Below are 25,786 nucleotides of genomic sequence, written 5' to 3'. Positions count from 1 at the left end.
ATTGATTCCGCGGTATGGGTCCCTGCGTTGGCAGGGACGACGGCGTGGCGAGAGCTGAGCGCCCCATGCTCAACCGTCATCGCCCGATTTAATCGGGCGATCCAGTAGTCCAGAGACGGATGTGATTGAGCCGAGGACCCGCGGCGTACTGGGTCGCCCGGTCGGCCGGACGACGACGTCGGAGAGTGAGGCGCCGACCTCGCGCCTCACGCACGACAGCGAAGCTAGCGATTACGCATACCGCCCGTGGCAGTGCTTGTATTTCCTGCCGCTTCCGCAGGGGCAGTCCTCGTTGCGGCCGACCTTGCCCCAGCTTGCCGGGTTCTTCGGATCGCGCAACGCAGCGTCGGTGGTCTGGGCGCCGAGCGTGACGCTGGCGAGGGCCATCTCGTCCTCGCCGGTGTTCGGATCGAACTTGTGCGCTTCCATCGGCGGCAGGACGGGTGCTTCCTGCTCCGGCGGGACGATTTCGACACGCATCAGCTGCGCCGTGACGGCCTCGCGCAAGTGAGCGCTCATCTCCTGGAAGAGATTGAAGGCCTCGGTCTTGTACTCCTGGAGCGGATCGCGCTGGCCGTAGCCGCGCAGGCCGATGACCTGGCGCAGATGGTCGAGCATGATCAGGTGCTCGCGCCAGAGATGGTCGAGCGTCTGCAGCAGGATGGTCTTCTCGACGTAACGCATCACGTCGGGACCCCATTGCGCGACCTTGGCCGCCATGTGCTCGTCGGCCTTGGTCTCGATGCGGCTCAGCAGTTCCTCGTCGGCGATGCCCTCTTCCTTGGCCCATTCGTCGACCGGCAGGTCGAGGTCGAGCACGCGCTTCAGTTCGTCCTTCAGCCCCGCGACGTCCCACTGCTCGGCATAGGCATGCTCCGGCACGTGCTTGGCAACGAGGTCGTCGATGAAGGCATGGCGCATGTCGGTGACGGTCTCGGCGACGCTCTCGTCCTTCATCAGTTCGACGCGCTGGTCGAAGATCACCTTGCGCTGGTCGTTCTGGACGTTGTCGAACTTGAGGAGGTTCTTGCGGATATCGAAGTTGCGCGCCTCGACCTTCTGCTGCGCCTTCTCCAGCGCCTTGTTGATCCAGGGGTGGATGATGGCCTCGCCCTCTTGCAGGCCGAGACGCTGGAGCATGCTGTCGAGACGGTCCGAGCCGAAGATGCGCATCAGATCGTCTTCCAGCGACAGGAAGAACTTCGAGCGGCCGGGGTCGCCCTGACGGCCGGATCGGCCGCGCAGCTGGTTGTCGATGCGGCGTGATTCATGCCGCTCGGAGCCGATGATGTAGAGACCGCCGGGCTTTTTCACGGTCTTGGCGGGCTTGCTCCCCTTCGCCGGCTCGATCTCGACGGTCTCCTCGGCCTTCAGCACGATGTCGCGGAAATGCGCGATGTCGGCCTTGATCTGCTCGACCTTCTTCGCCTTCTCGGCCTCGTCGGTGATAGCAGCGGTCTCCTGCTGGAGACGCATCTCGAGCGAGCCGCCCAGCTTGATGTCGGTGCCGCGGCCGGCCATGTTGGTCGCGATCGTGATCGCGCCGGGAACGCCGGCTTCGGCGACGATATAGGCTTCCTGCTCGTGAAAGCGCGCGTTCAGCACCGCGAACAGCTTTGCCGGCTTGCCGGCGCGGGCCGCGGCATAGAGCTTGTCGAGCGCGTTCTCCTTGCCGAAATCAATCTGCTTGTAGCCGTTCTTCTTGAGGAATTCGGCGAGCACTTCCGATTTCTCGATCGACGCCGTGCCGACCAGCACCGGCTGCAGCCGCGAATTGGCGCGCTCGATCTCGGCAAGGATGGCGGCGTATTTCTCCTGCTGGGTGCGGTAAACCTCGTCGTCCTCGTCGAGGCGCGCGACCGACAGATTGGTCGGAATCTCCACGACCTCGAGCTTGTAGATGTCGAACAATTCGTCCGCTTCGGTCGCGGCCGTGCCGGTCATGCCCGCCAGCTTCTCGTACATGCGGAAGTAGTTCTGGAAGGTGATCGAGGCGAGCGTCTGGTTCTCGGGCTGGACCTGGACGTGCTCCTTGGCCTCCAGCGCCTGATGCAGGCCTTCCGAATAGCGGCGGCCCGGCATCATGCGTCCGGTGAACTCGTCGATGATGACGACCTCGTTGTCGCGGACGATGTAGTCCTTGTCGCGCGTGAACAGGGTGTGGGCGCGCAGGGCCTGGTTGATGTGGTGCACGACGGAGACGTTCTCGACGTCGTAGAGCGACTCGCCCTTGAGCTGGCCGGCGTCGCGCAGCAGCGTCTCGATCTTCTCCATGCCGGCTTCGGTCAGCGTCACCGTGCGCTGCTTCTCGTCGACCTCGTAATCGGTCTTGTCGAGCCTGGGCAGGAACGAGTCGATGGTGTTGTAGAAATCGGATCGGTCGTCGAGCGGACCGGAGATGATCAGCGGCGTGCGCGCTTCGTCGATCAGGATCGAATCGACTTCGTCGACGATGGCGAAGAAGTGCGGCCGCTGGACCATGTCCTCGAGCCGGTACTTCATGTTGTCGCGCAGATAGTCGAAACCGTATTCGTTATTGGTGCCGTAGGTGATGTCGCAGGCATAGGCCGCCTTGCGCTCGGCGTCGTCGAGGCCGTGCACGATCACGCCGGTGGTCATGCCGAGAAAGCCGTAGATCTGGCCCATCCAGCCGGAGTCGCGGCGGGCGAGATAGTCGTTGACCGTGACGACGTGGACGCCCTTTCCGGCGAGCGCGTTCAGGTAGACCGCGAGCGTTGCGACCAGCGTCTTGCCTTCGCCGGTCTTCATCTCGGCGATGTCCCCCTCGTGCAGCACCATGCCGCCGATCAGCTGGACGTCGAAATGGCGCTGGCCGAGCGTGCGCTTGGCCGCCTCGCGCACGGTGGCGAAGGCCGGCACCAGCAGGTCGTCGAGCGTCTTGCCCTCGGCGAGCTGCTTCTTGAACTCGGCGGTTCGGGCCTTGAGCGCCTCGTCCGAGAGCTTGACGAGCTCGGGCTCCAGCGCGTTGATCGCGTTGACGCGGGACTGATATCCCTTCACCCGCCGGTCGTTGGCGGAGCCGAAAAACTTGCGGGCGAGCGCGCCGATCATGCCTAGTTCCTGTGTTCGCGATTTAACCGCTTTGCAGCCAAGAAGTTGTCACCCGCCTGCCTATCAACTCACCGTGACGCTTCGCGGCGTCAGAGCCCGGACTGCGGGGTTCATCCGCCATATGGGTGGGAGTTGGGCAAGTCTGGGTTCAACGGCCAAAAACGCAGCAAAATAAACGCCATCGCCATGGTCGCGACCGGGCAGAGATATGGCCCGGTCGGGGCCTTGTCAACGGCGGGCGCATTGCGGCCAATTCATCATTTTGACAGACTTTTCGCGTTGCCAAGCCCCCCTGAATTGGGCGAGTGTCCGCCCCGCTTCGAGCAGCCCCCTGCTTCAACATAAGGATTTTCCATGACCACCTCGTTCCCGGTAACCACCGGCCAGCGCTTCCGCCATGCGTCCGCCCTGGCTGGCTGCCTCGCTCTGGCGCTGTCGCTGGCGTTCGCGGGCCCGCTCCGGGCCGCCGACGATCCGGTGCTGGCGAAGGTCAATGGCGCGGAAATCAAGAAGAGCGACGTCGCCATGGCCGAGGAGGAACTCGGCCCGAGCCTCGCCCAGATGGACCCGGCGACCAAGGACGAGAACGTCCTGTCCTTTCTGATCGACATGAAGATCGTCAGCAAGGCTGCCGAAGACAAGAAGATCGCCGACAGCGAGGAGTTCAAGAAGCGCCTCGCATTCGCCCGCAACCGGCTCCTGATGGACAGCCTGCTCGCCAATGAGGGCAAGGCCGCCACCACGCCGGACGCCATGAAGAAGGTCTATGAGGAGGCCGCCAAGCAGATCACCGGCGAGCAAGAGGTGCGTGCCCGCCACATCCTGGTCGAGACCGAGGACGAGGCCAAGGCGGTGAAGGCCGAGCTCGACAAGGGCGCCGATTTCGCCGAGCTCGCCAAGAAGAAGTCCAAGGATCCGGGCTCCGCCGATGGCGGCGACCTCGGCTTCTTCACCAAGGAGCAGATGGTGCCGGAGTTCTCGGCCGTGGCATTCTCGCTCGAGCCCGGCAAGATCTCCGACCCCGTGAAGTCGCAGTTCGGCTGGCACATCATCAAGGTCGAGGAAAAGCGTAACCGCAAGGCGCCCGATTTCGAGCAGGTCAAGGCCCAGATCGAGCAGTACGTGACCCGCAAGGCTCAGGCCGAGTATGTCGCCAAGCTGCGCACCGAAGCCAAGGTCGAGCGGCTCGACCAGCCTGCGGCGGATGCGTCCAAGGACGCCAAGTCCGATGCGAAGCCGGCGGACGCTGCCAAGCCGTCCGACAGCAAGATGGCGCCGCCCGCAAAGAAGTAAGACCGCGAAGAAAGTAAGAATTCGCTGTCACTTCGCTGACGCCAAGGGTATCTAAGCCTTCCAGATGCCCGGCCCTAAGCGCGAAGCGCGTCTTCGCACAGAGGAGCCGGGCATCTGCTTGTCCAGATTCCACGAAGGCGCCTCGCGATGTCCTCCTCCGTCTCTCCCCTCGCCCCCAAAACCGTTCCCGACATGCCCGTGATCGCGGGCATCCGTCTTGCGACGGCCGAAGCCGGCATCCGCTACAGGAACCGCACCGACGTGCTGCTGGCGGTGATGGACAAGGGCACCGCGGTGGCCGGCGTCTTCACCAAGTCGAAATGCCCCTCAGCGCCGGTGGAATGGTGCCGCGCCAAGCTGAAGGGCGGCAAGGCGCGCGCGCTGGTGGTCAATTCCGGCAACGCCAATGCCTTCACCGGCAAGACCGGCCGCGCCTCCACGGCGCTGACCGCGAAGATCGCGGCCAAGGCGGTCGGGTGCAGCGAGAGCGAGATCTTCCTCGCCTCGACCGGCGTGATCGGCGAGCCGCTGGATGCGACCAAGTTCGACGGCGTGCTGGGCCGCCTCGCCGAGACCGCCGAGCCCGGCGATTATCTCGCCGCGGCCAAGGCGATCATGACGACCGACACCTTTCCGAAGGTCGCGACCGCGACAGTCAAGCTCGGCAGGGCCAAGGTCACCATCAACGGCATGGCCAAGGGCGCCGGCATGATCGCTCCCGACATGGCGACGATGCTGTCCTTCATCTTCACCGACGCGCCGATCGCGCCCGCGGCCTTGCAGGCGCTGCTCAAGAGCGGCGTCGAGGACACTTTCAATGCGGTGACGATCGACGGCGATACGTCGACGTCGGACACGCTGCTGGCTTTTGCGACCGGCGCCGCCGCCGGGCACGGCGCACCGAAGATCAGTCGCGCCAGCGATCCGCGCCTGAAGGCCTTCGTCAAGGCCTTCAACCAGGTGCTTGCCAATCTCGCCGAGCAGGTGGCGCGCGACGGCGAAGGCGCGCGCAAGCTGGTCGAGATCACGGTCGAGGGCGCCAGGACCAAGGCCTCGGCGCGCAAGATCGCGATGTCGATCGCCAACTCGCCGCTGGTGAAGACTGCGATCGCCGGCGAAGACGCCAATTGGGGCCGCGTGGTGATGGCGGTCGGCAAGGCCGGCGAGCCGGCCGATCGCGACAAGCTCTCGATCTCGTTCAACGGCATCCGCGTCGCCAAGCGCGGCGCGCGCGATCCCGACTATGACGAAGCGCAGGTGTCGGAAGCGATGAAGGTGCCGGAGATCGCGATTCTGGTCTCGCTCGGCCTCGGCAAGGGCCGCGACCGCGTGCTGACCTGCGATCTCACCAAGGAATACGTCGCGATCAACGGGGATTACAGGTCCTGATCGGATGGCCGAACTGAAGCTCACCCTCGTCGTGGCCTGCGCGCTGGTCGATGCCGACAAGCGCGTCCTGATCGCGCAACGCCCCGAGGGCAAGGCGCTGGCCGGACTCTGGGAATTCCCGGGCGGCAAGCTCGAGCCGGGCGAGCGGCCGGAGCAGAGCCTGATCCGCGAGCTCCATGAGGAGCTCGGCATCACCGTCGCCGAGCCATGCCTCGCGCCACTGACCTTCGCCAGCTACGGCTACGAGACCTTTCACCTCCTGATGCCGCTCTACATCTGCCGGCGCTGGGAGGGCCTGGTGACGCCGCGCGAAGGGCAAAACCTCGCCTGGGTCCGCGCCAACAAGCTGCGCGACTACCCGATGCCGCCCGCGGACATCCCGCTGATCCCGCATCTGATCGATCTGCTGATGTGAGTTGCACTGTGCCCCGGACGCAGCGCAGCGCTTCTTTAGCGGTGCGCTGCAGAGCCGGGGCCCATGCTAGCGGCAGGCTGGGTCCCGGCTCTGCGCAGCAGCGCAAGAGCGCTGCGGCGCGTCCGGGACACGTGTCACTCCCTCCCGGCCTTCTTCACTGCCTCTGCCAGGCTCGCCTTGGCCGATCCCGGCTTCAGCGGCTGCTGCTGGCTCGCATGCGGAGCCCAGCCGGACAGCCAGATGATGTCGAAAGTGGCACGGATGCGGCCGTCGGCATCGGCAAAGCGTTCGGTATAGATCTCGGCCATCCGCAGCAGCGTTGCGCGGCGGCTCGGCGTGCGGCGCCGTTCGATCAGCACATTGGCCGCGCCCATGCGGCGGAGATCCTGCATCAAGGCGAAAGCATTGCCATAGCGCACCACGACGCGGTCGACGTCGGTGACCGGCAGCGCGAAGCCGGCCCGCTGCAACAGCGCGCCGATGTCGCGGAGGTCGGCGAACGGCGCCACGCGCGGCGACACGCCGCCCTCGCATTCGGCTTCTGCCGCGGCAAAGGCCTGCCGCAGCTCGGTCAGGCTGTCGCCGCCGATCATCGCGGCAAGCAGCAATCCGTCCGGCTTCAGTGCGCGACGGACCTGCGCCAGCACGCCCGGCAGGTCGTTGACGAATTGCAATGCCAGCGCCGAGACGACGAGATCGAGGCTTTCCGGCGCGAAGGGCAGCTTTTCCCCGCCAGTCGCATCGGGCGCGATCCGATCGAGCGAAGGCACGCGCGCGCGCAACGCCGCGAGCCCGTCGCCGGGCGTCCAGAGATCGACCGGTGCGTGAAACTCGCGCATCACCGCAGCCAGCCGGTCGGACATGTCCTCGGCAACACGGTCGAGCAGGAATGTCACCTCGCCCTGCGCCCGCGCACGCCGCTGCCGTGCATGCAGCAAGGCACGATCGAACAAAGCGGGCGGAGCTTGCGGGGGCTGAGCCATGCCGCTGGTTACGCCGATCATGCTGGCCATGGCAATCACCCTCGTGTCCCCGACGCGCCGCCGCGCTGAAGGAGCGCTGCGCTGCGTCCGGGGCACGAGACGATGACTTGAGCAATCCATGGTACAACGCTAGCGTTCCCGCATGGAAACCAACGTCGCCCCCAGCCGTTCCTTCGCCGCACCGCTGCGGGCCGCGTGGACGGCCGGCCGCCACGTGCTGTCGCGGGCGGCGCGGCTCGCGCTCGACATCGCGCTGCCGACGCAGTGCGTATCCTGCCATGAGCCGGTCGACGGCGAGGGCGTTTGCGCCTCATGCTGGGCGCGGCTGTCGTTCATCGAACGGCCCTACTGCCCGCGGCTCGGCATCCCCTTTGTGTATGACCCCGGCCCCGACATGCTGTCGATGGAGGCGATCGCGAGTCCACCGGCCTACCAGCGCGCCCGCGCTGCCGTGCGCTATGACGACGTCGCCCGCACGCTGGTGCATGCGCTGAAATACCAGGACCGCACCGATCTGGCGCCCGCCATGGGCCGCTGGATGGCGCGCGCGGGCGGCGAGCTGCTCGCCGGCGCCGACATGCTGGTGCCGGTCCCCCTGCATTGGCGGCGGGCCTGGCGGCGCCGCTACAACCAGTCCGGGGCGCTGGCGCGCGTGATCGCGCGGCAGAGCGGCGTCAAGGTGCAGAGCGAGGTGCTGCGCCGGGTGCGCGCCACCGAGCAGCAGATCGGCCTGTCGCGCGCCCAGCGCGCCACCAATGTGCAGGGCGCATTCCAGGTATCTCCCGACCGCCAGGCCGAGGTTCAGGGCCGCCGCATTGTCCTGATCGACGACGTCCTGACGTCGGGGGCGACGCTGGATGCCTGCGCGCGGGTCCTGCTCCGCGCCAAGGCGGCCCAGGTCGACGTGCTGGTCTTCGCCCGGGTTGTGGAGGTCAGGTGAAGTCCCATATAATTCAGTGAATTCATGACATGAGAGCGCCAGACGACATGACTGCTGCTGTCGAGATCTACACCCGGCCGGGCTGCGGCTATTGTTCCGCCGCCAAGTCGCTGCTGACCCGCAAGAAGGCGACCTTCACCGAATTCGACGTCGCCAAGAACCCGTCCTGGCGCCAGGAAATGTACGGCCGCGCCGGCCAAGGCTCGACATTCCCGCAAATCTGGATCGGCGGCACCCATGTCGGCGGCTGCGACGAGCTCTATGCGCTCGACCGCGACGGCAAGCTCGACGGCATGCTCGAGAGCGTCAAGGCGGCCTCATGAGCGAGAATCGCACCTTCACCGCGGCCATGGTGCAGATGCGCACCGGCCTGATGCCCGAGCCGAGCCTCGAACAGGCAACAAGGCTGATCCGGCAGGCTGCGGCCAATGGCGCCGACTACGTGCAGACGCCCGAAGTCAGCAACATGATGCAGCTGAACCGCAAGGCATTGTTCGAGCATCTGCAGAGTGAAGAGGACGACGCTTCGCTGAAGGCCTATCGGGCCCTCGCGGCGGAATTGAAGATTCATCTCCATGTCGGCTCGCTGGCACTGCGCTTCTCGCCGGAGAAGGCGGTCAACCGCTCCTTCCTGATCGGGCCCGAGGGCAACGTGCTCGCGAGCTACGACAAGATCCACATGTTCGACATCGAGCTGCCGGACGGCGAGAGCTATCGCGAATCCGCCAATTACCAGCCGGGCGAAACCGCCGTGATATCGGATCTGCCCTGGGGCCGCGTGGGCTTGACGATCTGCTACGATGTGCGCTTCCCCGCGCTCTATCGCGCGCTCGCCGAAAGCGGCGCCTCCTTCATCACCGTGCCCTCTGCCTTCACCCGCAAGACCGGGGAAGCGCATTGGCACGTGCTGTTGCGCGCACGCGCGATCGAGACCGGCTGCTTCGTGTTCGCCGCGGCCCAGGCCGGCCTGCACGAGAACAAGCGCGAGACTTACGGCCATTCGCTGATCATCGATCCCTGGGGCGAGATCCTCGCCGAGGGCGATGTCGAGCCCGGCATCATCATGGCCAGGATCGATCCTGCCAAGGTCGAGACCGCCCGCCGGGCGATTCCCTCGCTCCAGCATGGCCGCCGCTTCGGCGTCTCCGATCCCAAGGCTGGACCGGACCATCTGCACCTCGTGCGGGGCTCGGCATGATCCGCTACGCCCTTCGCTGCGACCGGGACCACGACTTCGAGAGCTGGTTCCAGAGCTCGTCGGCGTATGATTCGCAGGTGAAGCGCAAGCTCGTGACCTGCCCGATCTGCGGCTCGGCCAAGGTCGAGAAGGCGATCATGGCCCCGCGCATCGTCGGCAAGAAGGGCTGTGGACGCGCGACGCCGCCGCCGGAGGCCGCGACCGCGACCACACCCGAGGCTGCGCCCTCAGGACCGACCTCGCTGCTGATGGCGCAGGAGCGCGAGCTGCGTGCCAAGCTCAAGGAGCTGCGCGATCATATCGTCAAGAACGCCGACAATGTCGGCGAGCGTTTTGCCAACGAGGCCCGCGCCATGCACTACGGCGACAAGGAGCACCGTCCGATCTATGGCGAGGCCTCGCCGGAAGAGGCGAAGTCGCTGATCGAGGAAGGCATCGAGGTCTCGCCGCTGCCGACGCTCCCGGAAGACCGGAACTGACGCGCGGAGCGCGTCATCCCCGGATGGTCCGAAGGACCAGACCTCAGATGCGCAATTGCGCTTCGGGGGATCTCGAGATTCTCAGGTGCGCAACCGCGCACCATGGTTCGATGCTGCGCATCGCCCCGGAATGACTGCTACACTCCCACCAGCACCGCAACGCCGACCACGATCAGCGCGATGCCAAGAAGCTCGCGCGGCGCGACCGGCTGCTTGAACGAGTAGTAGGCGACGGCTTGCGCGAACAGAACCTCGATCAAAGCGAGCGTGCGGACATTGGCGGCGGCCGTCAGTGCGAAGGCCAGGAACCAGAATTGCGAGGCGAAGGCGCCCGTGAAACCCGCCAGCATCGACGGCCGCCATAGTCCGAGGATGCCGCGCAGCACGTCTGGCGCGCGCCAGAGCAGATAGATCGTCAAGACCAGCGTCTGCACGAACAGGCCGAGCACCAGGGTGAACGATGCTGAGGTCACGAAAGATACGCCGGGCACATTGATGATGGCACCGCGAAAACCGACCGCCGAGAGCGCGAATGCCGCAGCAGCAATGAGGCCGGTGATGGTCGGCTTCAATTCGGCAAAGCCCTTCTCGCCGCCCGGCCGCAGCGCGGTGATGACGACGCCGATCGTCGCGATCACGATCGCCAGCACCTTGAGCCAGGTCAGGTGGTCGCCGAGGAAGACGAAGCCGAAGATCGCGGTCTGGATCGCCTCGGTCTTCAGATACGCCGTCGTCACCACGAAGGAGCGGTCGTTCATCGCAAGCAGCATCAGGCCGGTGGCGACGATCTGGCTGAGCGCGCCGAGCAGCAGCCACGGCCAGAACACGGTCGGCGGCATGCTCAGATGATCGCCGGTCGCGAGCAGCACCACGCCCAGAAACAGCAGCGAGAACGGGAAGCCGAACAGGAACCGGATATTGGTCGCGCCCCAGGTTCCCAGCGGCTTCGTCAACGACCGCTGCATCGCATTGCGCGCAACCTGCCCGAGCGCGGCAACGATGGTGAAGGGAATCCAGAGGCTGGTAACGGTGAGCATGGGGGGTGGAAATGGGTACGGGGGCCAGATATTACGGCCAACCTGCAGCTAGCGCTCAAGCAGGTCAATCACGCGGATGTCATGGGTGCGATGCTCGCGCAACAAGTTCAGTGTCGTCCCTGCGAACGCAGGGACCCATAACCCCAGGAAGCAGTTTGGCGAGGACTGCCAAACCGCGCATCCAACACCGTCCGCCTCCGATAGATTCCGCGGTATGGGTCCCTGCGTTCGCAGGGACGACAGCATTGGCTTGGCGGCATCACACCGTCAAACCAAGAGATCGCTGAGGTCACGCCACTCCGGATTGTCGCGTTCGATCAGCTCGATCTTCCAGTCGCGCTTCCAGCGCTTGAGCTGCTTTTCGCGGGCGATCGCCTCTTCGGCCCGCTCATACGTCTCGGTGTAGACGAGCCGGTGCACGCCATAGCGCTTCACGAACTCCGAGTCTCTGCCGGCGCGATGCTGCTCCAGGCGCTTCTGGAGCGAGTTGGTTATGCCGATGTAGAGCGTGCCGTGATGGCGGCTGGCGAGGATGTAGACGTAGTACATGCTCGGAGCGCCTATCTTTGTTAACCACGGGGGCCGGTGGTTATGGGTCCCTGCGTTCGCAGGGACGACACTGTTCTCGGAGCAACAGCTCCGTACCTCACCCACGGCAGTTCACACCATCCCTTCCGCGACCACCATGTAGTTCACGTCCATATCGGACGAGAGGGTCCATCTGTCGGCGAAGGGTGAGTAGACCACGCCGGTCTGCTCGGTGATGACGAGGCGGTTGTCGAGCAGGTGTTTTGCGAGCTCGTCGGGGGTGACGAACTTGTTCCATTCATGGGTGCCCCGCGGCAGCCAGCGCAGCACGTACTCGGCGCCCACGATGGCGAGCGCGAAGCTCTTCCAGTTGCGGTTCAGCGTCGAGACCACCATCAGGCCGTTCGGCTTCAGCATCGAGGCGCAGCGCTTCAGGAAGACGCCGACATCGGTGACGTGCTCGACCACCTCCATCGCCAGCACGATGTCGAAGCGCTCGCGCGGATCGATCTCCTCCACCGTGGTGCAGCGATAGTCGATCGCAAGATGGCTCTTGTCGGCGTGGAGCTTTGCGGCCGCGATGTTGCTCTGGGAAGGATCGATGCCGATGACTTGCGCGCCCAGCCGCGACAACGGCTCGCACAGCAGGCCGGCGCCACAGCCGATGTCGAGCACGCGCAAGGACCCAAGGCAATTGAGGCTGCGCACGTTGCGCTCGAACTTGCGGCAGGCGGCGTCGCGGATATAGCCGAGCCGCAGCGGGTTGATCCGGTGCAGCGGCGCCATCTTGCCCTTGGGGTCCCACCACTCCGCGGAGAGCTTTGAGAATTTCGCGATCTCGGCGGCATCGACGGTCGAGCCCGGCTGGGCGGAAAAGGAAGTATTTTGCTGCATGCTCATGGTTGCGCGCGGTCCTACCGCGTGGTGATCGAACTACGGAAGGCGAGCGGCGAGGCGATGGTCTTGATCGTCTCGATGCCCTCGCCGACGCCGCGAATCGTCACGTCGCCGTAGTTGAGAATACGTCCAAGAATGGACTGGTCGACATCGACGCTCTCGACCTTGTCCAGCGCCATCTCGAAGGTTCGGCGCTTGATGAAACCGGTCTTGTGCACGACCCTGAGATTGGTCACGTCGGTCTCGGTGGTGAAGCGATGGAACCAGCCCTTGATGGTCCAATACAAGGCCGCCAGAGCCACCAGACCCGAGGCGCCAAGGCAGAGCAAGACGAGCCAGTCGGCAGTGGCCTGCCGGGACAGCACGAACAGGGCCAGCGCCGCGATCCAGGCCACGATGGCCGGAAAGTAGAAGATCCAGTGCGCATTGGTCGAATACAGCACCCGCTCGCCCGGTTGCAGGATCTCGTCGATATAGCGCGCCATGATCTCGGTTAACCCACTTCCCCCATGCCCTGCCCCCGCAGGAACCCGCTTGCCCCCGGCCCCGCCGCTATGTATACGCGCGTCGGTGTCCGCGAGGCACCCGTCCAGTGCGGGTCACCATACTGATCCTTATGAAGGAATGCACGCGTCGTCATGAGCCGCCTCGTGATGAAATTCGGCGGCACGTCCGTCGCCAACATCGAACGTATCCGCAACGTCGCACGCCATGTGAAGCGTGAGGTCGATGCCGGCCATGAAGTGGCCGTGGTCGTCTCGGCGATGGCCGGCAAGACCAACGAGCTGGTCGCCTGGTGCACCGAGGCCTCGCCGATGCACGACGCGCGCGAATACGACGCCGTGGTCGCCTCGGGCGAACAGGTGACCTCAGGCCTTCTTGCCATCGTGCTCCAGGGCATGGGTATCCAGGCCCGCTCCTGGCAGGGCTGGCAGATCCCGATCAAGACCAGCGACGCCCATGCCTCGGCCCGGATCGAGGACATCGACGGCAGCGAGATCATCAAGCGCTTCAGGGAGCGCAAGGAGGTCGCGGTCATCGCCGGCTTCCAGGGCATCAACCCCGAGACCAACCGCATCACCACGCTCGGCCGCGGCGGCTCCGACACCTCGGCCGTCGCGATCGCCGCCGCCGTCAAGGCGGACCGCTGCGACATCTACACCGACGTCGACGGCGTCTACACCACCGACCCGCGAATCGTGCCGAAGGCCAAGAGGCTCGACAAGATCGCGTTCGAAGACATGCTGGAACTGGCCTCGCAGGGCGCAAAAGTGCTTCAGGTCCGCTCGGTGGAACTCGGCATGGTCCACAACATGCCGATCTTCGTCCGCTCGAGCTTCGACAAGCCCGAGGATATCGACCCGCATGCCAACCAGCCGCCCGGCACGCTGATCTGCAGCGAGGAGGAGATCATGGAAAGCCACGTCGTTACCGGCATCGCCTTTTCGAAGGACGAGGCCCAGATCTCGGTGCGCCAGATCGAGGACAAGCCTGGCGTTGCGGCCTCGATCTTCGGCCCGCTGGCGGATGCCAACATCAACGTCGATATGATCGTGCAGAATGTTTCCGAGGACGGCAAGACCACCGACCTCACCTTCACGGTGCCCGCCGCCGACTATACCCGCGCCAAGGATACGATTACCGCCGCCAAGGCCAAGATCGGCTATGCGCGGCTCGATACCGCCACCGACGTCGCCAAGATCTCGGTGATCGGCAGCGGCATGCGCAGCCATGCCGGCGTCGCCGCCCAGGCGTTCTCGGCCCTCGCCGGACGGAACATCAACATCCGGGCCATTACAACCTCCGAGATCAAGTTCTCGGTTCTGATCGACGCCGCCTATACCGAGCTGGCGGTGCGCACCCTGCATACGCTGTACGGCCTCGATCAGGCCTGAAGCGCAACCATCGTCGCGCTTCAGATTGTTGTTGGAGCATGGTCTTTCCGGAAAACCGCTTCGCACTCTTCCGGACCATGCGTAGGCTAATTTTCTCTTAGCGGTCGCAGCAAACGGGAAGGTGTACACACCTTCGCGTTTGGCAGGCGTTTTGCTTGGCAAAACAAGCCTCAATTCGCTATACGGCGGACAGGGTGGGCTGCCGCAGACTGTGTCCCAGTTGAGGCGGCGCTGATTCGGTACAAGCGCTAAATCTCAGGTAGATTTTGGGCTTGTGCCTGCGCCGGACAAACAATTTGGTTGTTTTTCTGGAATTTGGAGCCAGCCGCCGGCTGATACCGCCGGGCCCGGCAGACGGAGGAGATTGACGGTTCATGCGGAGCGCGTCGGGAGGTCCCCGCGTCTTGTTGAGACGGCTCCGCGAAACCATGGCGGAGCAGGTCTCGGCCCAGGAGCGGCTGGACAAGATCGTGGTGCTGATCGCCGCCAACATGGTGGCCGAGGTGTGCTCGGTCTATGTGCTGCGCATCGACAACACGCTCGAGCTCTACGCCACCGAAGGTCTCAACCGCGAGGCGGTGCACCATACGGTGCTCAGCGCCCATGAGGGCCTGGTCGGCCTCGTCGCCAGCGAGGCGACGCCGCTCAATCTGAGCGATGCGCAGAGCCATCCGGCCTTCTCGTTCCGTCCCGAGACCGGCGAAGAGATCTACCACTCCTTCCTCGGCGTGCCGATCCTGCGCGCCGGCAACACGCTCGGCGTGCTGGTGGTGCAGAACCGCGCCAAGCGCAACTATGTCGAGGAGGAGCTCGAGGCGCTCCAGACCACCGCGATGGTGCTGGCGGAGCTGATCGCCTCCGGCGAATTGTCCGCGCTGGCCCAGCCGGGCCAGGAGCCGGCGGCGCGCCATTCCGCGCAGAAGGTCGGCGCGATCCTGTCCGAAGGTATCGCGCTCGGCCACGTCGTGCTGCACGAGCCCCGCGTCGTCATCAAGGACTACATCGCCGAGGACCTGCCGAAGGAGATCAAACGGCTGGACACCGCGCTCGCCAAGCTGCGCGCCGACCTCGACCGCATGCTGGAGCGCGGCGACGTCGCCGACGGCGGCGAGCATCGCGAGGTGCTGGAAGCCTACCGCATGTTCGCCAACGACCAGGGCTGGTCGCACAAGCTGCACGAGGCGGTCGCCACCGGCCTCACCGCGGAAGCCGCCGTCGAACGCGTGCAGTCCGACACCCGCGCGCGCATGCTGCGCTCGACCGATCCCTACTTGCGCGACCGGCTGCACGACCTGGAAGACCTCGGCTACCGCCTGATGCGGCAGCTGGTCGGCCAGGACCACGCGCCCTCGCGCGAGCAATTGCCCGACAACGCCATTGTCATCGCGCGCGCGATGGGACCGGCGGCGCTGCTCGACTACGACCGCAAGCGCCTGCGCGGCATCGTGCTGGAGGAAGGCACCGCCAATTCGCACGTCTCGATCGTGGCACGCGCGCTCGGCATTCCCGCGGTCGGCGAGGTGCCGAACGCGCCCGGCATCGCCGATCCCGGCGATGCCATCATCGTCGACGGCACCTCGGGCTCGATCTATGTGCGGCCTTCGCAGGAGATCGAGGCGGCCTTCGCCGAGCGCGTGCGCTTCCGCGCCCGCCGCCAGGCCCAGTATCTGGCGCTGCGCGACCGGCCCTGCGTCACCAGGGACGGCCAGAAGGTCGAGCTGATGATCAACGCAGGCCTGGCCATCGACCTGCCGCATATCGAGGACACCGGCAGCGCCGGCATCGGCCTGTTCCGCACCGAGCTGCAATTCATGGTCGGCCAGAGCCTGCCGCGCACCAGCGACCAGCTCGCGCTCTATCGCACGGTGCTGGACGCGGCCGGGAGCAAGCCCGTCACCTTCCGCACCCTCGACATCGGTGGCGACAAGGCACTGCCCTATATGGAAGCCGTGATCGAGGAAAATCCCGCGCTCGGCTGGCGTGCGATCCGGCTCGGGCTGGATCGCCCCGGCCTGTTGCGGGGCCAGATCCGCGCGCTGCTGCGCGCCGGCGGCGGCCGCGCGCTGCGCATCATGTTCCCGATGATCTCGGAGGTCGCCGAATTCGATGCGGCCAAGGCGCTGGTCGAACGCGAGCTGACATACTTGCGCCAGCACGGCCACACCCTGCCTGAAAGAATCGACATCGGCACCATGGTCGAGGTGCCGGCCCTGCTCTACCAGCTCGACGAGCTTCTGAAGAAGGTCGATTTCATCTCGGTCGGCTCCAACGACCTGTTCCAGTTCTTGTTCGCGGTCGACCGCGGCAACGCCAAGGTGTCCGAACGCTTCGACACCATGTCGGCGCCGATCCTGCGCGCGCTGCGCGACATCGCACGCAAGGCGCATGCGGCGAAGAAGTCGCTCTCGCTGTGCGGCGAGATGGCATCGAAGCCGGTCGGCGCGCTGGCGCTGATCGCGCTGGGCTATCGCTCGCTGTCGCTCTCGGCGACTGCGCTCGGCCCGGTCAAAGCGATGGTGCTCGACCTCGACGCCAAGAAAGCCGAGGCGATGCTTGGCCCGCTCTTGGACGCTCCAGCCGGTAGCGTCTCGATCCGGCAGAAGCTGACGGAATTTGCCGAGGCCGAAGGCCTGGCCTTGTAGCGGGCCTGTCGCCGCGTCCCGCCGCCTCGCCTCTTGCCGCTATTGAGACTGAACCGATGTCGTCACTCCCCGAAGCCAAACTGGACGTCCTGCTCGCGCATCACGCCTCGCTCGAGGCCGAATCGCTCGGACAGCTCACCTCCGAGCGCTATGTGCAGATCACGCGCGAGCTCGCCGAGATCACCCCGCTGGTCGAAGCGGTGAAGGCCTATCGCTCCGCCGTCAAGGAGCTCGCGGAAACCGAGGCGCTGATCGCCGATCCCGCGACCGATGCCGAAATGCGCAGCATGGCAGAGGCCGAACGCGACGAGCTGACGCCAAAGATCGAGGAGCTGGTCCAGAAGATCCGCGTCGCGCTGTTGCCAAAGGACGCCATGGACGACCGCAACGTGGTGCTGGAAATCCGTGCCGGCACCGGCGGCGACGAAGCTTCGCTGTTCGCCGGCGACCTGTTCCGGATGTACGAGCGCTTTGCCAGTCTTCAGGGCTGGAAGGTCGAGGTGATCTCGGCCAGCGAAGGCACCGTCGGCGGTTACAAGGAGATCATCGCCGAGGTGCAGGGCCGCGGCGCGTTCTCGAAGCTGAAGTTCGAATCCGGCGTGCACCGCGTGCAGCGCGTGCCCGACACCGAGACGCAGGGACGCATCCACACCTCGGCGGCGACGGTGGCCGTGCTGCCGGAGGTCGAGGACGTCGACGTCGACATCAAGAACGACGACTTGCGGATCGAGACCATGCGCGCGCAAGGAGCGGGCGGCCAGCACGTCAACAAGACCGAATCGGCGATCCGCATCACCCACATCCCGACCGGCATCGTGGTGATGATGCAGGACAGCCGCTCGCAGCACAAGAACCGCGCCTCCGCCATGAACATCCTGCGCTCGCGCATCTACGACGCCGAGCGGCAACGCGTCGACGCCGCGCGCTCCGCCGAGCGCAAGGAGAAGGTCGGCTCCGGCGACCGCTCCGAGCGCATCCGCACCTACAATTTTCCGCAAGGACGCGTCACCGACCACCGCATCAATCTGACGCTCTACAAGCTGCCGCAGGTGATCGCGGGTGAAGCGCTGGGCGAATTGATCGACGCACTGACGACGGAGCACCAGGCCGCACAGCTCGCTGCGCAAGGCGCGGCGGCCTGAGGCGTGAGCAACCCCTTCACCGGACAATCCATCGAGGGCGCGCGGCGCACGTTGGCTGCGCTGCTGAGATCGGCACGGCTCGACGAAGCCGAGCTCGACGCCCGCATCCTGATCAGTGCCGTGCTCGCCCTCGACCTCACCGGCCTGGTCACGCAGGCTGCCCGTGCTCTGACCGCGGCCGAAGCATCGCGGCTCGCGCAGTATGCGCAGCGCCGCATCGCCGGCGAGCCGGTGGCGCGCATCCTCGGGACACGCGAATTCTGGGGCCTGCCATTCCGCCTGTCGGAAGCAACCCTGGTCCCGCGCCCCGATACCGAGACCGTGGTCGAGCTTGTACTCGAGATTTTTCGCGAGCGGCAGGCATCTCATCCGCCGCGCATCGCCGACATCGGCACCGGATCCGGCGCGATCCTGCTCGCGCTGCTGCACGAAATTCCGGATGCTTTCGGCGTCGGCACCGATCTCAGCCAGAACGCGCTCAGAACCGCCAGGGACAATGCCGCCGCGCTCGGCCTCGCCGACCGCGCCGCCTTCGTCGCCTGCTCCTACGCCGCGGCGCTTGGCGGCCCGTTCGATCTCATCGTCTCGAACCCGCCCTATATTCCCTCGGGCGAGATTCCGAAATTGAGCATCGAGGTGCGCGGGCACGATCCGCACCTGGCGCTCGATGGCGGCAATGACGGGTATGACGCGTACCGCGCGCTGATCCCCCAGGCGGCCGAACGGCTCGCGCCCGGCGGAGCGCTGATCGTCGAGGCCGGACTGGGCCAGGCCCAAAATATTGAAACCTTGATGAGGGGCGCCGCGTTATCGCTGGACCGGCCGCCCAAGGCCGACCTGGCGGGCATTCCCCGGGCCGTTTCGGCCCGAAAAATGCCTCCATAAAAGCCGGATTGGGCTGCAAAAACCTCTTGGAATATCGCCTGGGAACGACTACGTTCCGTTCAACACATCGGTGCCGGCCCCGTACACGTACGGGCGAAAGCCGGGCTCTCGGGCGAGAGCATTACTGATTTAAAGGTTCCAAGCCGCAGGTCCTGTTGAGCGCGATGGCCAGTGGAGCTGCGCTGCTCTCCGACCGCAAGTGAACGAAAGCCTGATATTGCGCTTGAAGACTTACGCAAGAAAGCTGGGCTTGTTTCGGCAGGCGAAATGAATGGGTTCGCTGGCAATGAATGCTGGCGGGTGGGGAACGCGTCTTTGTTGAACGCGGCGGTCGACGAACATCGGCAGGGTTCGATCCGCTCTACGCGCGGTGCGCGTGAGAGAGATGTGAGCCGCTGTCTCCAGGTCACTCCTAGCAATCAGTAATGCGTGCAACCTTTAGGGCTGGAATCGAAGGCAGGACATGAGAAACGGTCAGAACAAGCAGCGGATGCGCAACCGCAACAACAATAACAACAACCGGCGCGGCCAGAACCCGATGACCCGGGTCTACGAGTCCAACGGGCCCGACATCAAGATTCGCGGCACCGCTTCGCACATCGCTGAAAAGTATCTCCAGCTTGCGCGTGACGCGCGCTCCTCCGGCGACCCCGTTGCAGCCGAGAACTACTACCAGCATGCCGAGCATTATTTCCGCCTGATCGCGGCGGCCCAGGAGCAGTTCCGCCAGAACCAGCAGCCGCGCGGCGATGAGCCCATCAGCAGCAGCGAGGACGGCGAGGACGACGGCGAGAATTTCTCGGCATTCGGCCAGGAGCCGGGTTTCGTGCCGCAGCCCCCGCAGCAACCCTTCATGCGCGACCGCGATGGCCCGCGCGATCACCACCCGCGTGATCATCAGCAGCGCGAGGGCCAGCAGCCCTATCAGCGCGACAACCAGCAGCCGCGCGAGCACCGCGAACGCGATCATCGCCCGCAGCCGCAATATCAGCCGCAACCCGCCAACCAGCCGCAGCCGGTCATCGCCGATGCCGGCGGCGTCGATCGCCTGCCCTCCTTCATCACCGGCCCGCAGCCGCAAGTGAATGGCGGCCAGGGCGGGTTCGAGGGCGGCGGCGGTGGCGGCGAGCGCTATCCGCGGCGGCGCCGCCGGCCGCATGGCCCGCGCCCCGAGCGCGAGGCTGCTCCAGTCGCCTCCAGCGACGAGGTCGCCCCTGGCGAGTAGCCTCTTCTGAATTTCTGACCTGAATCGTCCCGGCCTCGCCGGGACGATTTGTTTTTGATGGTGTGCGTTGGTTCAATCCGCGGGACCGCAGGCACGGACCACCTCTCCCCGTCGGAGAGAGGTGAAGCTAGCTAGCTGCGCGTCACCGTCGTCTGGGATGGCACCAGCACCGGCTTCGCGAGGGAGGGAATGAGCCGCGCGCGCTCGCGCTTGGCGGGGATTGCGCGGTAGACCTGCTTGGTCGCCTCCACGATATGGACGCCGGCAAAGGGCAGCGACAGCGCCGCACCGGCACGCTCCCACATCTGCGCCGATTTCAGCACCCAGCCTCCGGCATAAGGCGGCATGAACAACGCCTCGCCCCAGGCGGTCGGCGTGAACCAGGTCTGGCGCAGCAGCTCGGTGATCTGCGAGCGCGAATAGGGCCGGCCGTGACCGAAGGGCGTGCTGTCGGTGCGGGTCCACACCCCGCGCCGGTTCGGGATCACGGCGATCACGCGTCCGGACGGCGACAGCACGCGCCACACCTCGCGCAGCAACGCGGCCGGATCGTCCGACATCTCCAGCGCGTGGACCAGGAGGATGCGGTCGACCGCGGCGTCAGGAAGCGGCAGCGAGAATTCGTCGACCAGCGAGGCCAGCGCCGGCCGTCCCGTCGGCCATTTCAGGACGCCCTGGGCCGCCGGCATGAAGGCGATGCAGCGCTCGGCGTCCTCGCGGAACAATCCCAGATAGGGCGTGGGATAGCCGATGCCGAGCACGCGCTGGCCCTCGGCGCTTGGCCAGCGCTCCCTGATGCCGCGATTGATCATTTGCCGCGCCACGATCCCGAGGCGGCGGGAATAGAACTCGCGGAGGTCGACGACGTCGATGGTCATGACGGCAATGTAACATGCGCCCGGCCGCCGCCGCGCGCGGAATATTGCATTGCCTGCGCAACGTTAACGCCATATTTGTCTGGCGGGGCTGAGCCCGATGGAGATGACATGGCCGCCGAAATTCGTACTTTCACCTGTTTAAACGACAATTTCGGTTATCTGATCCACGACGTGGAAACCAAGGCGACCGCGTCGATCGACGCGCCGGAGGCCGGCCCCATCCTTAAGGCCCTGGAGCGCGAGGGCTGGCAGCTCACCGACATCCTGATCACCCACCATCATGGCGATCATGTCGGCGGGGTTGCCGAACTCAAGCAGAAATACAATTGCCGCGTCGTGGCGCCGCACGACAAGACGACGAAGATCGCGAATGTCGACCTGCGCGTCGCCAACGCCGACGTGGTGAAGATCGGCAATTTGCTGGCGCGCGTCGTGGAGACGCCCGGCCACACGCTCGACCACATCTCCTACGTGTTCGACACCGAGAAGACGGTCTTCGCCGCCGACACGCTGTTCTCGATCGGCTGCGGCCGCGTCTTTGAGGGCACCTACCCGATGATGTGGGATTCGCTTCTGAAACTGCGGGCGCTACCCGACGACTTCAAGCTCTATTGCGGCCACGAATACACCGCGTCCAACGTCAAGTTCGCGCTCACCATCGAGCCGGACAATGCGGCGCTCCAGGCCCGCGCCGCGGAAGTGACGAAGCTCCGGGCCGAGAACAAGCCGACCATTCCCTCGCTGCTTGGGGACGAGAAGCGCGCAAACGTCTTCCTTCGCGCCGATGAGCCGGCGGTCGCGGCCAAGCTGCACATGAAGGGCGCGGACCCGGCCGCTGTGTTCGGCGAGCTGCGCGAGCGCAAGAATAAATCCTGAAGCACAAGTCCTGAAGAACAAGTCCTGACGGGATCGATGCCGACCGCAGCCGAGATCATCGCGCGCCTCGAACTCCGACCGCATCCCGAAGGCGGGCATTACCGCGAAACGTTTCGCGATCTGGCCACGGACGCCAACGGGCGCTCGCGCTCGACGCTGATCTACTTCCTGCTTGCGCGCGGCGAGCGTTCGCACTGGCATCGCGTCGATGCGGTCGAGACGTGGCACTATTACGCCGGCAGCCCCTTGTTGCTGCGCATCGCCCATGACGGCTGCTCACAGCACGAGGTACGGCTGGGCAACGACCTCATCGGCGGCGAGCGGCCGCAGGCGATCGTGCCGGCACAGGCCTGGCAGATGGCGGAAACCACGGGCGAATGGACGCTGGTCGGCTGCACCGTGGCGCCCGCGTTCGACTTCGCAGGCTTCGAGCTCGCACCAAAGGACTGGGAGCCTTAGCTTCCCACGTCACTCCGACCGGCTAGCAAGCGGCGAACCCGGAATGACAATCATCGCTTCCGCAGCACCATGTCCTTCGCCGCGATCAGGCCGCCACCGGCGATCAGGATCGCGGCGAAGGCGATGCTGGCGCTGGCCTTGGCAAAACCGGCGGCGATGAGGAAGCCCGTCGAGAGCAGCGGCGTCGCATAGGAGGCGGCGCCGAGCACGCGGATGTCGCCGCGCTTCATGCCGATGTCCCAGGCGTAGAAGGCGGCGCCGACTGGGCCGATGCCGAGTGCAATCACGGAAAGCCATTGCAGCGTGGTCTCCGGCCACACGGTGGTCTCCAGCGCGACATGCATCACTGCGGCGAGCACGGCGGTGGCGAGGCAGAAGCCGGCGACCGCGTCGGTCGGCACCGCTTTCAACCGGCGCGACAGCACCGAATAGGTTGCCCAGACGAAAGCGGCGATGAAGGCCGCGATCAGTCCCGGCACCGCGCCCGGCGCGAAGCCGGAGGTGTTGCCGGCGAACAGCAGCACTGTGCCGACGAGGCCGAGCACGGCGCCGATGATGTGATGCAGGGCGAGCCGCTCGCCGGGCAGGAACGACGAGAACAGCACGATCAGCAGCGGCCATAGGTAATTCAGAAGGCCGGCTTCGGCCGGCGGCGCGAAGCGCAGCGCGAGAAAATACAGCGCATGGTAGCCGAACAGGCCACCGACGCCGACGACCCAAACGGCGAGCGGCTGGCGCAGGCTTTTCGCCGCCTCGCTCCGCCCGATCCAGGTGAGCAACCCGACGACACCGCCGATCGCAAACGTCATCGCGGCGAGCTGGAACGCCGGGATCTTTCCGGTCGCCACCGTCATCACCGACAGCAGCGACCACATCAGGATCGCGGTCAATCCGATCAGCGTCGCGGTCCGGGGAGTCATTCCAGGGCCTCGTCGTTCCGGGGCGGCTCGAAGAGCCGAACCCGGAACCTCGAGATTCTCAGGTGCGCAATTGCGCACCATAGTTCGCCGCTATCTCAGCGCCCCGGAATGACAGTGCATAGACAGGTGCCGGGGACAAGCCCGGGCATGACGACGTGGAAAATATCAGTCCGCGTGATGCGATCGCATCACACCATGTACTGGCCGCCGTTGACGGTCAGCGTCGACCCGGTGATGAAACCGGACTCGTCGGCCGCGAGGAACACGACCGCACGCGCAATCTCTTCGGGCTCGCCGAGCCGGCTGACCGGGATCTGCGGGATCACGTTCTTCTCCAGGACGTCCTTCGGCACCGCCTGCACCATTTCGGTGTTGATGTAGCCCGGGCAGATCGCATTGACGGTAATGCCGCCCTTGGCGTTCTCGAGCGCGAGCGCCTTGGTGAAGCCGATGTCGCCGGCCTTTGCCGCGGAATAGTTGACCTGACCGAACTGCCCCTTCTGGCCGTTGATCGACGAGATCGAGATGACGCGACCGAACTTGCGCGCGCGCATGCCCTCGATGACCTGGCGCGTCATGTTGAACAGCGAGCCCAGATTGGTGTTGATGACGGCGGTCCACTGCTCGAGCGTCATCTTGTGGAAGGCGGTATCGCGGGTAATGCCGGCATTGTTGACGAGCACTTCGATCGGCCCGAGATCGGCCTCGACCTTCTTCACGCCCGCCGCGCAGGCGTCGAAGCTGCTGACGTCCCATTTGTAGATCGGGATGCCGATCTCGGTCTTGAACTTCTCCGCCGCCGCATCGTTGCCGGCATAGTTGGCCGCCACCTTGTAGCCAGCGGCCTTCAGCGCCTTGCTGATCGCAGCCCCGATGCCCCGCGTACCACCCGTGACTAATGCAACACGTGCCATGTCGTAATCCTTCCCTTGGGCTCTTCGGACGCTTTTGAGTGACCGTTTTTAGCGATGGATTATGCGATTGGTTTGACGGACATCAAGAACAAAACGCCCGGCGTCGAGCCGGGCGTTTCTCTTTAGTCGAGGCTTGCGTGGTTGCGAAGAATATTTGATTTGCAACCGCTGCCTTTTTAGTCGCGTGCAACGCACGCGCTGACGTGTGCGGCGCACACGTCAGCTGCGTGTAATATCGTCGTCAGTCGCGCGCCAGGCACATCGCGATGCCCATGCCGCCGCCGATACACAGCGTGGCCAGGCCCTTCTTCGAATCACGCTTCTGCATTTCGTGCAGCAGCGTCACCAGCACGCGTGCGCCGGACGCGCCGACCGGATGGCCGATCGCGATCGCGCCGCCGTTGACGTTGACCTTGGATGTGTCCCAGCCGAGATCCTTGTTGACGGCGCAGGCCTGCGCCGCGAAGGCCTCGTTGGCCTCGATCAGGTCGAGATCGCCGACGCTCCAGCCGGCCTTCTTCAGCGCGGCGCGCGAGGCCGGGATCGGGCCCGAGCCCATGATCTTCGGATCGACGCCGGCCTGCGCCCATGACACGATTCGCGCCAGCGGCTTCTTGCCTTCCTTGGCCGCCTGCTTGGCAGTCATCAGCACCACGGCGGCAGCGCCGTCGTTGATGCCCGAGGCCGAGCCCGCGGTCACCGTGCCGTCCTTCTCGAAGGCAGGCTTGAGCTTGGCCATCGCGTCGAGCGTTGCGCCATGACGCGGATATTCGTCGGCGCTGACCACGACGTCGCCCTTGCGGGTCTTGATGGTGACGGGGACGATCTCGTCGTTGAACTTGCCGGCCTTCTGCGCCGCCTCGGCCTTCTGCTGCGAGGCGACCGCGAACTCGTCCTGCTGGGCGCGGGTGATCTGCCACTGCCGCGCGACGTTCTCGGCGGTGTTGCCCATGTGGTAGCCGTTGAAGGCATCCCACAGGCCGTCCTTGATCATGGTGTCGACCAGTTCGAGGCCGCCCATCTTGACGCCGCCGCGCAGATGCTGGGCGTGCGGAGCCATGCTCATGGATTCCTGGCCGCCGGCGACCACGATCTCGGAATCCCCGTTGAGCAGCGCCTGATAGCCGAGTGCGACCGTGCGCAGGCCCGAGCCGCAAAGCTGGTTGACGCCCCACGCCGGGCTCTCCACCGGGATACCGGCGCCAATCGAGGCCTGACGGGCCGGATTCTGGCCCTGGGCGGCGGTCAGGATCTGCCCCATGATGACTTCCGAGACCCGGCCGGGCTCGATGCCACCACGCTCCAGCGCGGGCCTTGATGGCGATGGCGCCGAGATCATGGGCGGGAAGGGTCGCGAACGCTCCGTTGAAGCTTCCGACCGGGGTGCGGGCGGCGCTGACGATGACGACATCGTCTGACATGGGCATCTCCTGGGTTTGAAGGGGGCAGGCGGGGCTGGGGAAAAGGGCTCGCCAGTCTCGGACGGCATCCTGTTAACGTCGTTGAGGCATGTCAATCGGACGGTCTCCGAATTCATGCCGCATCGCATTCAAAATAGCGTTCTTGGCGTTTTCGCAAGCAGGATTTTGCTCTGCAATTAACCGTGCCGCACAAAACGGTAGCGTGAGCCCTTTGAAAATGCTTACTTTGTTGCGTTGCGTACTCTTCCCGCCCTGCGGCATTGCCCGACAGGTTCCCGTTCTCCGCGTTTTGCAAGTG

General features: G+C 65.4%; 23 protein-coding genes and 1 pseudogene. 14 read left to right on the top strand and 10 right to left on the bottom strand.

What is annotated here, in order from left to right; genetic code table 11:
* Positions 1-231 precede the first annotated feature (231 nt).
* Entirely contained in the window at positions 232-3,072 is a 2,841-nt protein-coding gene (secA, locus tag ABIG06_RS14215; RefSeq protein WP_370137219.1) for a preprotein translocase subunit SecA, read from the bottom strand.
* Between the two features lie 354 nt (positions 3,073-3,426).
* Here secA and ABIG06_RS14210 point away from each other — a divergent pair, with 354 nt between their 5' ends.
* The 3 genes from ABIG06_RS14210 (at position 3,427) to ABIG06_RS14200 (ending at position 6,169) form a co-directional block, all read left to right on the top strand.
* Positions 3,427-4,365 (top strand): peptidylprolyl isomerase, encoded by a 939-nt coding sequence (locus tag ABIG06_RS14210; RefSeq protein ID WP_124162726.1) that lies wholly within the window; start codon positions 3,427-3,429, stop codon positions 4,363-4,365.
* A 147-nt stretch (positions 4,366-4,512) separates the two neighbouring features.
* The gene (gene argJ, locus ABIG06_RS14205) at positions 4,513-5,754 is read left to right on the top strand and encodes a bifunctional glutamate N-acetyltransferase/amino-acid acetyltransferase ArgJ (RefSeq protein WP_370137217.1); all 1,242 of its coding nucleotides are present in this window, start codon (positions 4,513-4,515) and stop codon (positions 5,752-5,754) included.
* A gap of 4 nt (positions 5,755-5,758) precedes the next feature.
* Entirely contained in the window at positions 5,759-6,169 is a 411-nt protein-coding gene (locus ABIG06_RS14200) for a (deoxy)nucleoside triphosphate pyrophosphohydrolase (protein WP_124162724.1), read from the top strand.
* A gap of 134 nt (positions 6,170-6,303) precedes the next feature.
* Here ABIG06_RS14200 and ABIG06_RS14195 read toward each other — a convergent pair whose 3' ends face one another.
* Positions 6,304-7,173 (bottom strand): methyltransferase domain-containing protein, encoded by an 870-nt coding sequence (locus ABIG06_RS14195; RefSeq protein ID WP_370140841.1) that lies wholly within the window; start codon positions 7,171-7,173, stop codon positions 6,304-6,306.
* A gap of 121 nt (positions 7,174-7,294) precedes the next feature.
* Between ABIG06_RS14195 and ABIG06_RS14190 the strand changes: the two genes are divergently transcribed.
* The 4 genes from ABIG06_RS14190 to ABIG06_RS14175 are packed head-to-tail and all read left to right on the top strand — an operon-like array spanning position 7,295 to position 9,769.
* Positions 7,295-8,092 (top strand): ComF family protein, encoded by a 798-nt coding sequence (locus ABIG06_RS14190; protein ID WP_124162722.1) that lies wholly within the window; start codon positions 7,295-7,297, stop codon positions 8,090-8,092.
* Positions 8,093-8,139: 47 nt separating this feature from the next.
* Positions 8,140-8,415, top strand: a complete 276-nt coding sequence (gene grxC / locus ABIG06_RS14185; RefSeq protein WP_319336029.1) for a glutaredoxin 3 — start codon at positions 8,140-8,142, stop codon at positions 8,413-8,415.
* The gene (locus ABIG06_RS14180) at positions 8,412-9,290 is read left to right on the top strand and encodes a carbon-nitrogen hydrolase family protein (RefSeq protein ID WP_370137215.1); all 879 of its coding nucleotides are present in this window, start codon (positions 8,412-8,414) and stop codon (positions 9,288-9,290) included. Before grxC ends, ABIG06_RS14180 begins: the two co-directional genes overlap by 4 nt.
* Positions 9,287-9,769 (top strand): DUF1178 family protein, encoded by a 483-nt coding sequence (locus ABIG06_RS14175; RefSeq protein WP_370137213.1) that lies wholly within the window; start codon positions 9,287-9,289, stop codon positions 9,767-9,769. Before ABIG06_RS14180 ends, ABIG06_RS14175 begins: the two co-directional genes overlap by 4 nt.
* 137 nt (positions 9,770-9,906) lie before the next feature.
* On the opposite strand, the gene ABIG06_RS14170 is transcribed toward ABIG06_RS14175, so the two are convergent.
* The 4 genes from ABIG06_RS14170 to ABIG06_RS14155 form a co-directional block, all read right to left on the bottom strand.
* A complete protein-coding gene (locus tag ABIG06_RS14170; RefSeq protein WP_370137211.1) occupies positions 9,907-10,806 on the bottom strand; it encodes an EamA family transporter in 900 nt (299 codons plus the stop codon).
* A 267-nt stretch (positions 10,807-11,073) separates the two neighbouring features.
* Positions 11,074-11,355, bottom strand: a complete 282-nt coding sequence (locus tag ABIG06_RS14165) for a GIY-YIG nuclease family protein (protein ID WP_370137209.1) — start codon at positions 11,353-11,355, stop codon at positions 11,074-11,076.
* A 111-nt stretch (positions 11,356-11,466) separates the two neighbouring features.
* Entirely contained in the window at positions 11,467-12,234 is a 768-nt protein-coding gene (gene ubiG, locus ABIG06_RS14160; RefSeq protein ID WP_370137207.1) for a bifunctional 2-polyprenyl-6-hydroxyphenol methylase/3-demethylubiquinol 3-O-methyltransferase UbiG, read from the bottom strand.
* A 14-nt stretch (positions 12,235-12,248) separates the two neighbouring features.
* Positions 12,249-12,716, bottom strand: coding sequence for a PH domain-containing protein (locus ABIG06_RS14155; protein ID WP_124162716.1), 468 nt, complete (start codon positions 12,714-12,716; stop codon positions 12,249-12,251).
* A 153-nt stretch (positions 12,717-12,869) separates the two neighbouring features.
* On the opposite strand from ABIG06_RS14155, the gene ABIG06_RS14150 reads away from it, so the two are divergent.
* The 5 genes from ABIG06_RS14150 (at position 12,870) to ABIG06_RS14130 (ending at position 20,020) form a co-directional block, all read left to right on the top strand.
* Positions 12,870-14,126, top strand: coding sequence for an aspartate kinase (locus tag ABIG06_RS14150; protein ID WP_028177450.1), 1,257 nt, complete (start codon positions 12,870-12,872; stop codon positions 14,124-14,126).
* Between the two features lie 374 nt (positions 14,127-14,500).
* On the top strand, positions 14,501-16,768 hold the full coding sequence (gene ptsP, locus ABIG06_RS14145) for a phosphoenolpyruvate--protein phosphotransferase (RefSeq protein WP_370137205.1): 2,268 nt from the start codon (positions 14,501-14,503) through the stop codon (positions 16,766-16,768).
* Positions 16,769-16,824: 56 nt separating this feature from the next.
* Positions 16,825-17,910: a peptide chain release factor 1 gene (prfA, locus tag ABIG06_RS14140; RefSeq protein ID WP_124162210.1), complete on the top strand. Its 1,086-nt coding sequence runs from the start codon at positions 16,825-16,827 to the stop codon at positions 17,908-17,910.
* Positions 17,911-17,913: 3 nt separating this feature from the next.
* Positions 17,914-18,795 (top strand): peptide chain release factor N(5)-glutamine methyltransferase, encoded by an 882-nt coding sequence (prmC, locus tag ABIG06_RS14135; RefSeq protein WP_370137202.1) that lies wholly within the window; start codon positions 17,914-17,916, stop codon positions 18,793-18,795.
* A 463-nt stretch (positions 18,796-19,258) separates the two neighbouring features.
* Positions 19,259-20,020: a DUF4167 domain-containing protein gene (locus ABIG06_RS14130; protein ID WP_370137200.1), complete on the top strand. Its 762-nt coding sequence runs from the start codon at positions 19,259-19,261 to the stop codon at positions 20,018-20,020.
* Positions 20,021-20,151: 131 nt separating this feature from the next.
* On the opposite strand, the gene ABIG06_RS14125 is transcribed toward ABIG06_RS14130, so the two are convergent.
* Positions 20,152-20,898, bottom strand: coding sequence for a methyltransferase domain-containing protein (locus ABIG06_RS14125; RefSeq protein WP_124162207.1), 747 nt, complete (start codon positions 20,896-20,898; stop codon positions 20,152-20,154).
* Positions 20,899-21,006: 108 nt separating this feature from the next.
* On the opposite strand from ABIG06_RS14125, the gene gloB reads away from it, so the two are divergent.
* Positions 21,007-21,774 carry a hydroxyacylglutathione hydrolase gene (gloB, locus tag ABIG06_RS14120; RefSeq protein ID WP_370137197.1) on the top strand — a complete coding sequence of 256 codons (768 nt, stop codon included), beginning with the start codon at positions 21,007-21,009 and terminating at the stop codon, positions 21,772-21,774.
* Positions 21,775-21,810: 36 nt separating this feature from the next.
* Positions 21,811-22,233, top strand: a complete 423-nt coding sequence (locus ABIG06_RS14115) for a cupin domain-containing protein (protein ID WP_370137196.1) — start codon at positions 21,811-21,813, stop codon at positions 22,231-22,233.
* 50 nt (positions 22,234-22,283) lie between these two features.
* Here ABIG06_RS14115 and ABIG06_RS14110 read toward each other — a convergent pair whose 3' ends face one another.
* The 3 genes and pseudogenes from ABIG06_RS14110 to ABIG06_RS14100 all read right to left on the bottom strand — a co-directional run bounded on the left by ABIG06_RS14110 (position 22,284) and on the right by ABIG06_RS14100 (position 25,488).
* Positions 22,284-23,153, bottom strand: a complete 870-nt coding sequence (locus ABIG06_RS14110) for a DMT family transporter (protein ID WP_370137194.1) — start codon at positions 23,151-23,153, stop codon at positions 22,284-22,286.
* A 188-nt stretch (positions 23,154-23,341) separates the two neighbouring features.
* The gene (gene phbB / locus ABIG06_RS14105) at positions 23,342-24,067 is read right to left on the bottom strand and encodes an acetoacetyl-CoA reductase (RefSeq protein ID WP_424578304.1); all 726 of its coding nucleotides are present in this window, start codon (positions 24,065-24,067) and stop codon (positions 23,342-23,344) included.
* Positions 24,068-24,308: 241 nt separating this feature from the next.
* Positions 24,309-25,488, bottom strand: a pseudogene (locus tag ABIG06_RS14100) (acetyl-CoA C-acetyltransferase).
* Positions 25,489-25,786 lie beyond the last annotated feature (298 nt).

It is taken from the genome of Bradyrhizobium sp. USDA 326, from assembly GCF_049739485.1.
GTDB lineage: Bacteria > Pseudomonadota > Alphaproteobacteria > Rhizobiales > Xanthobacteraceae > Bradyrhizobium.
The sequence above is the reverse complement of the archived record's forward strand: the minus strand, read 5'-3'. Positions and strand labels throughout refer to the sequence as shown.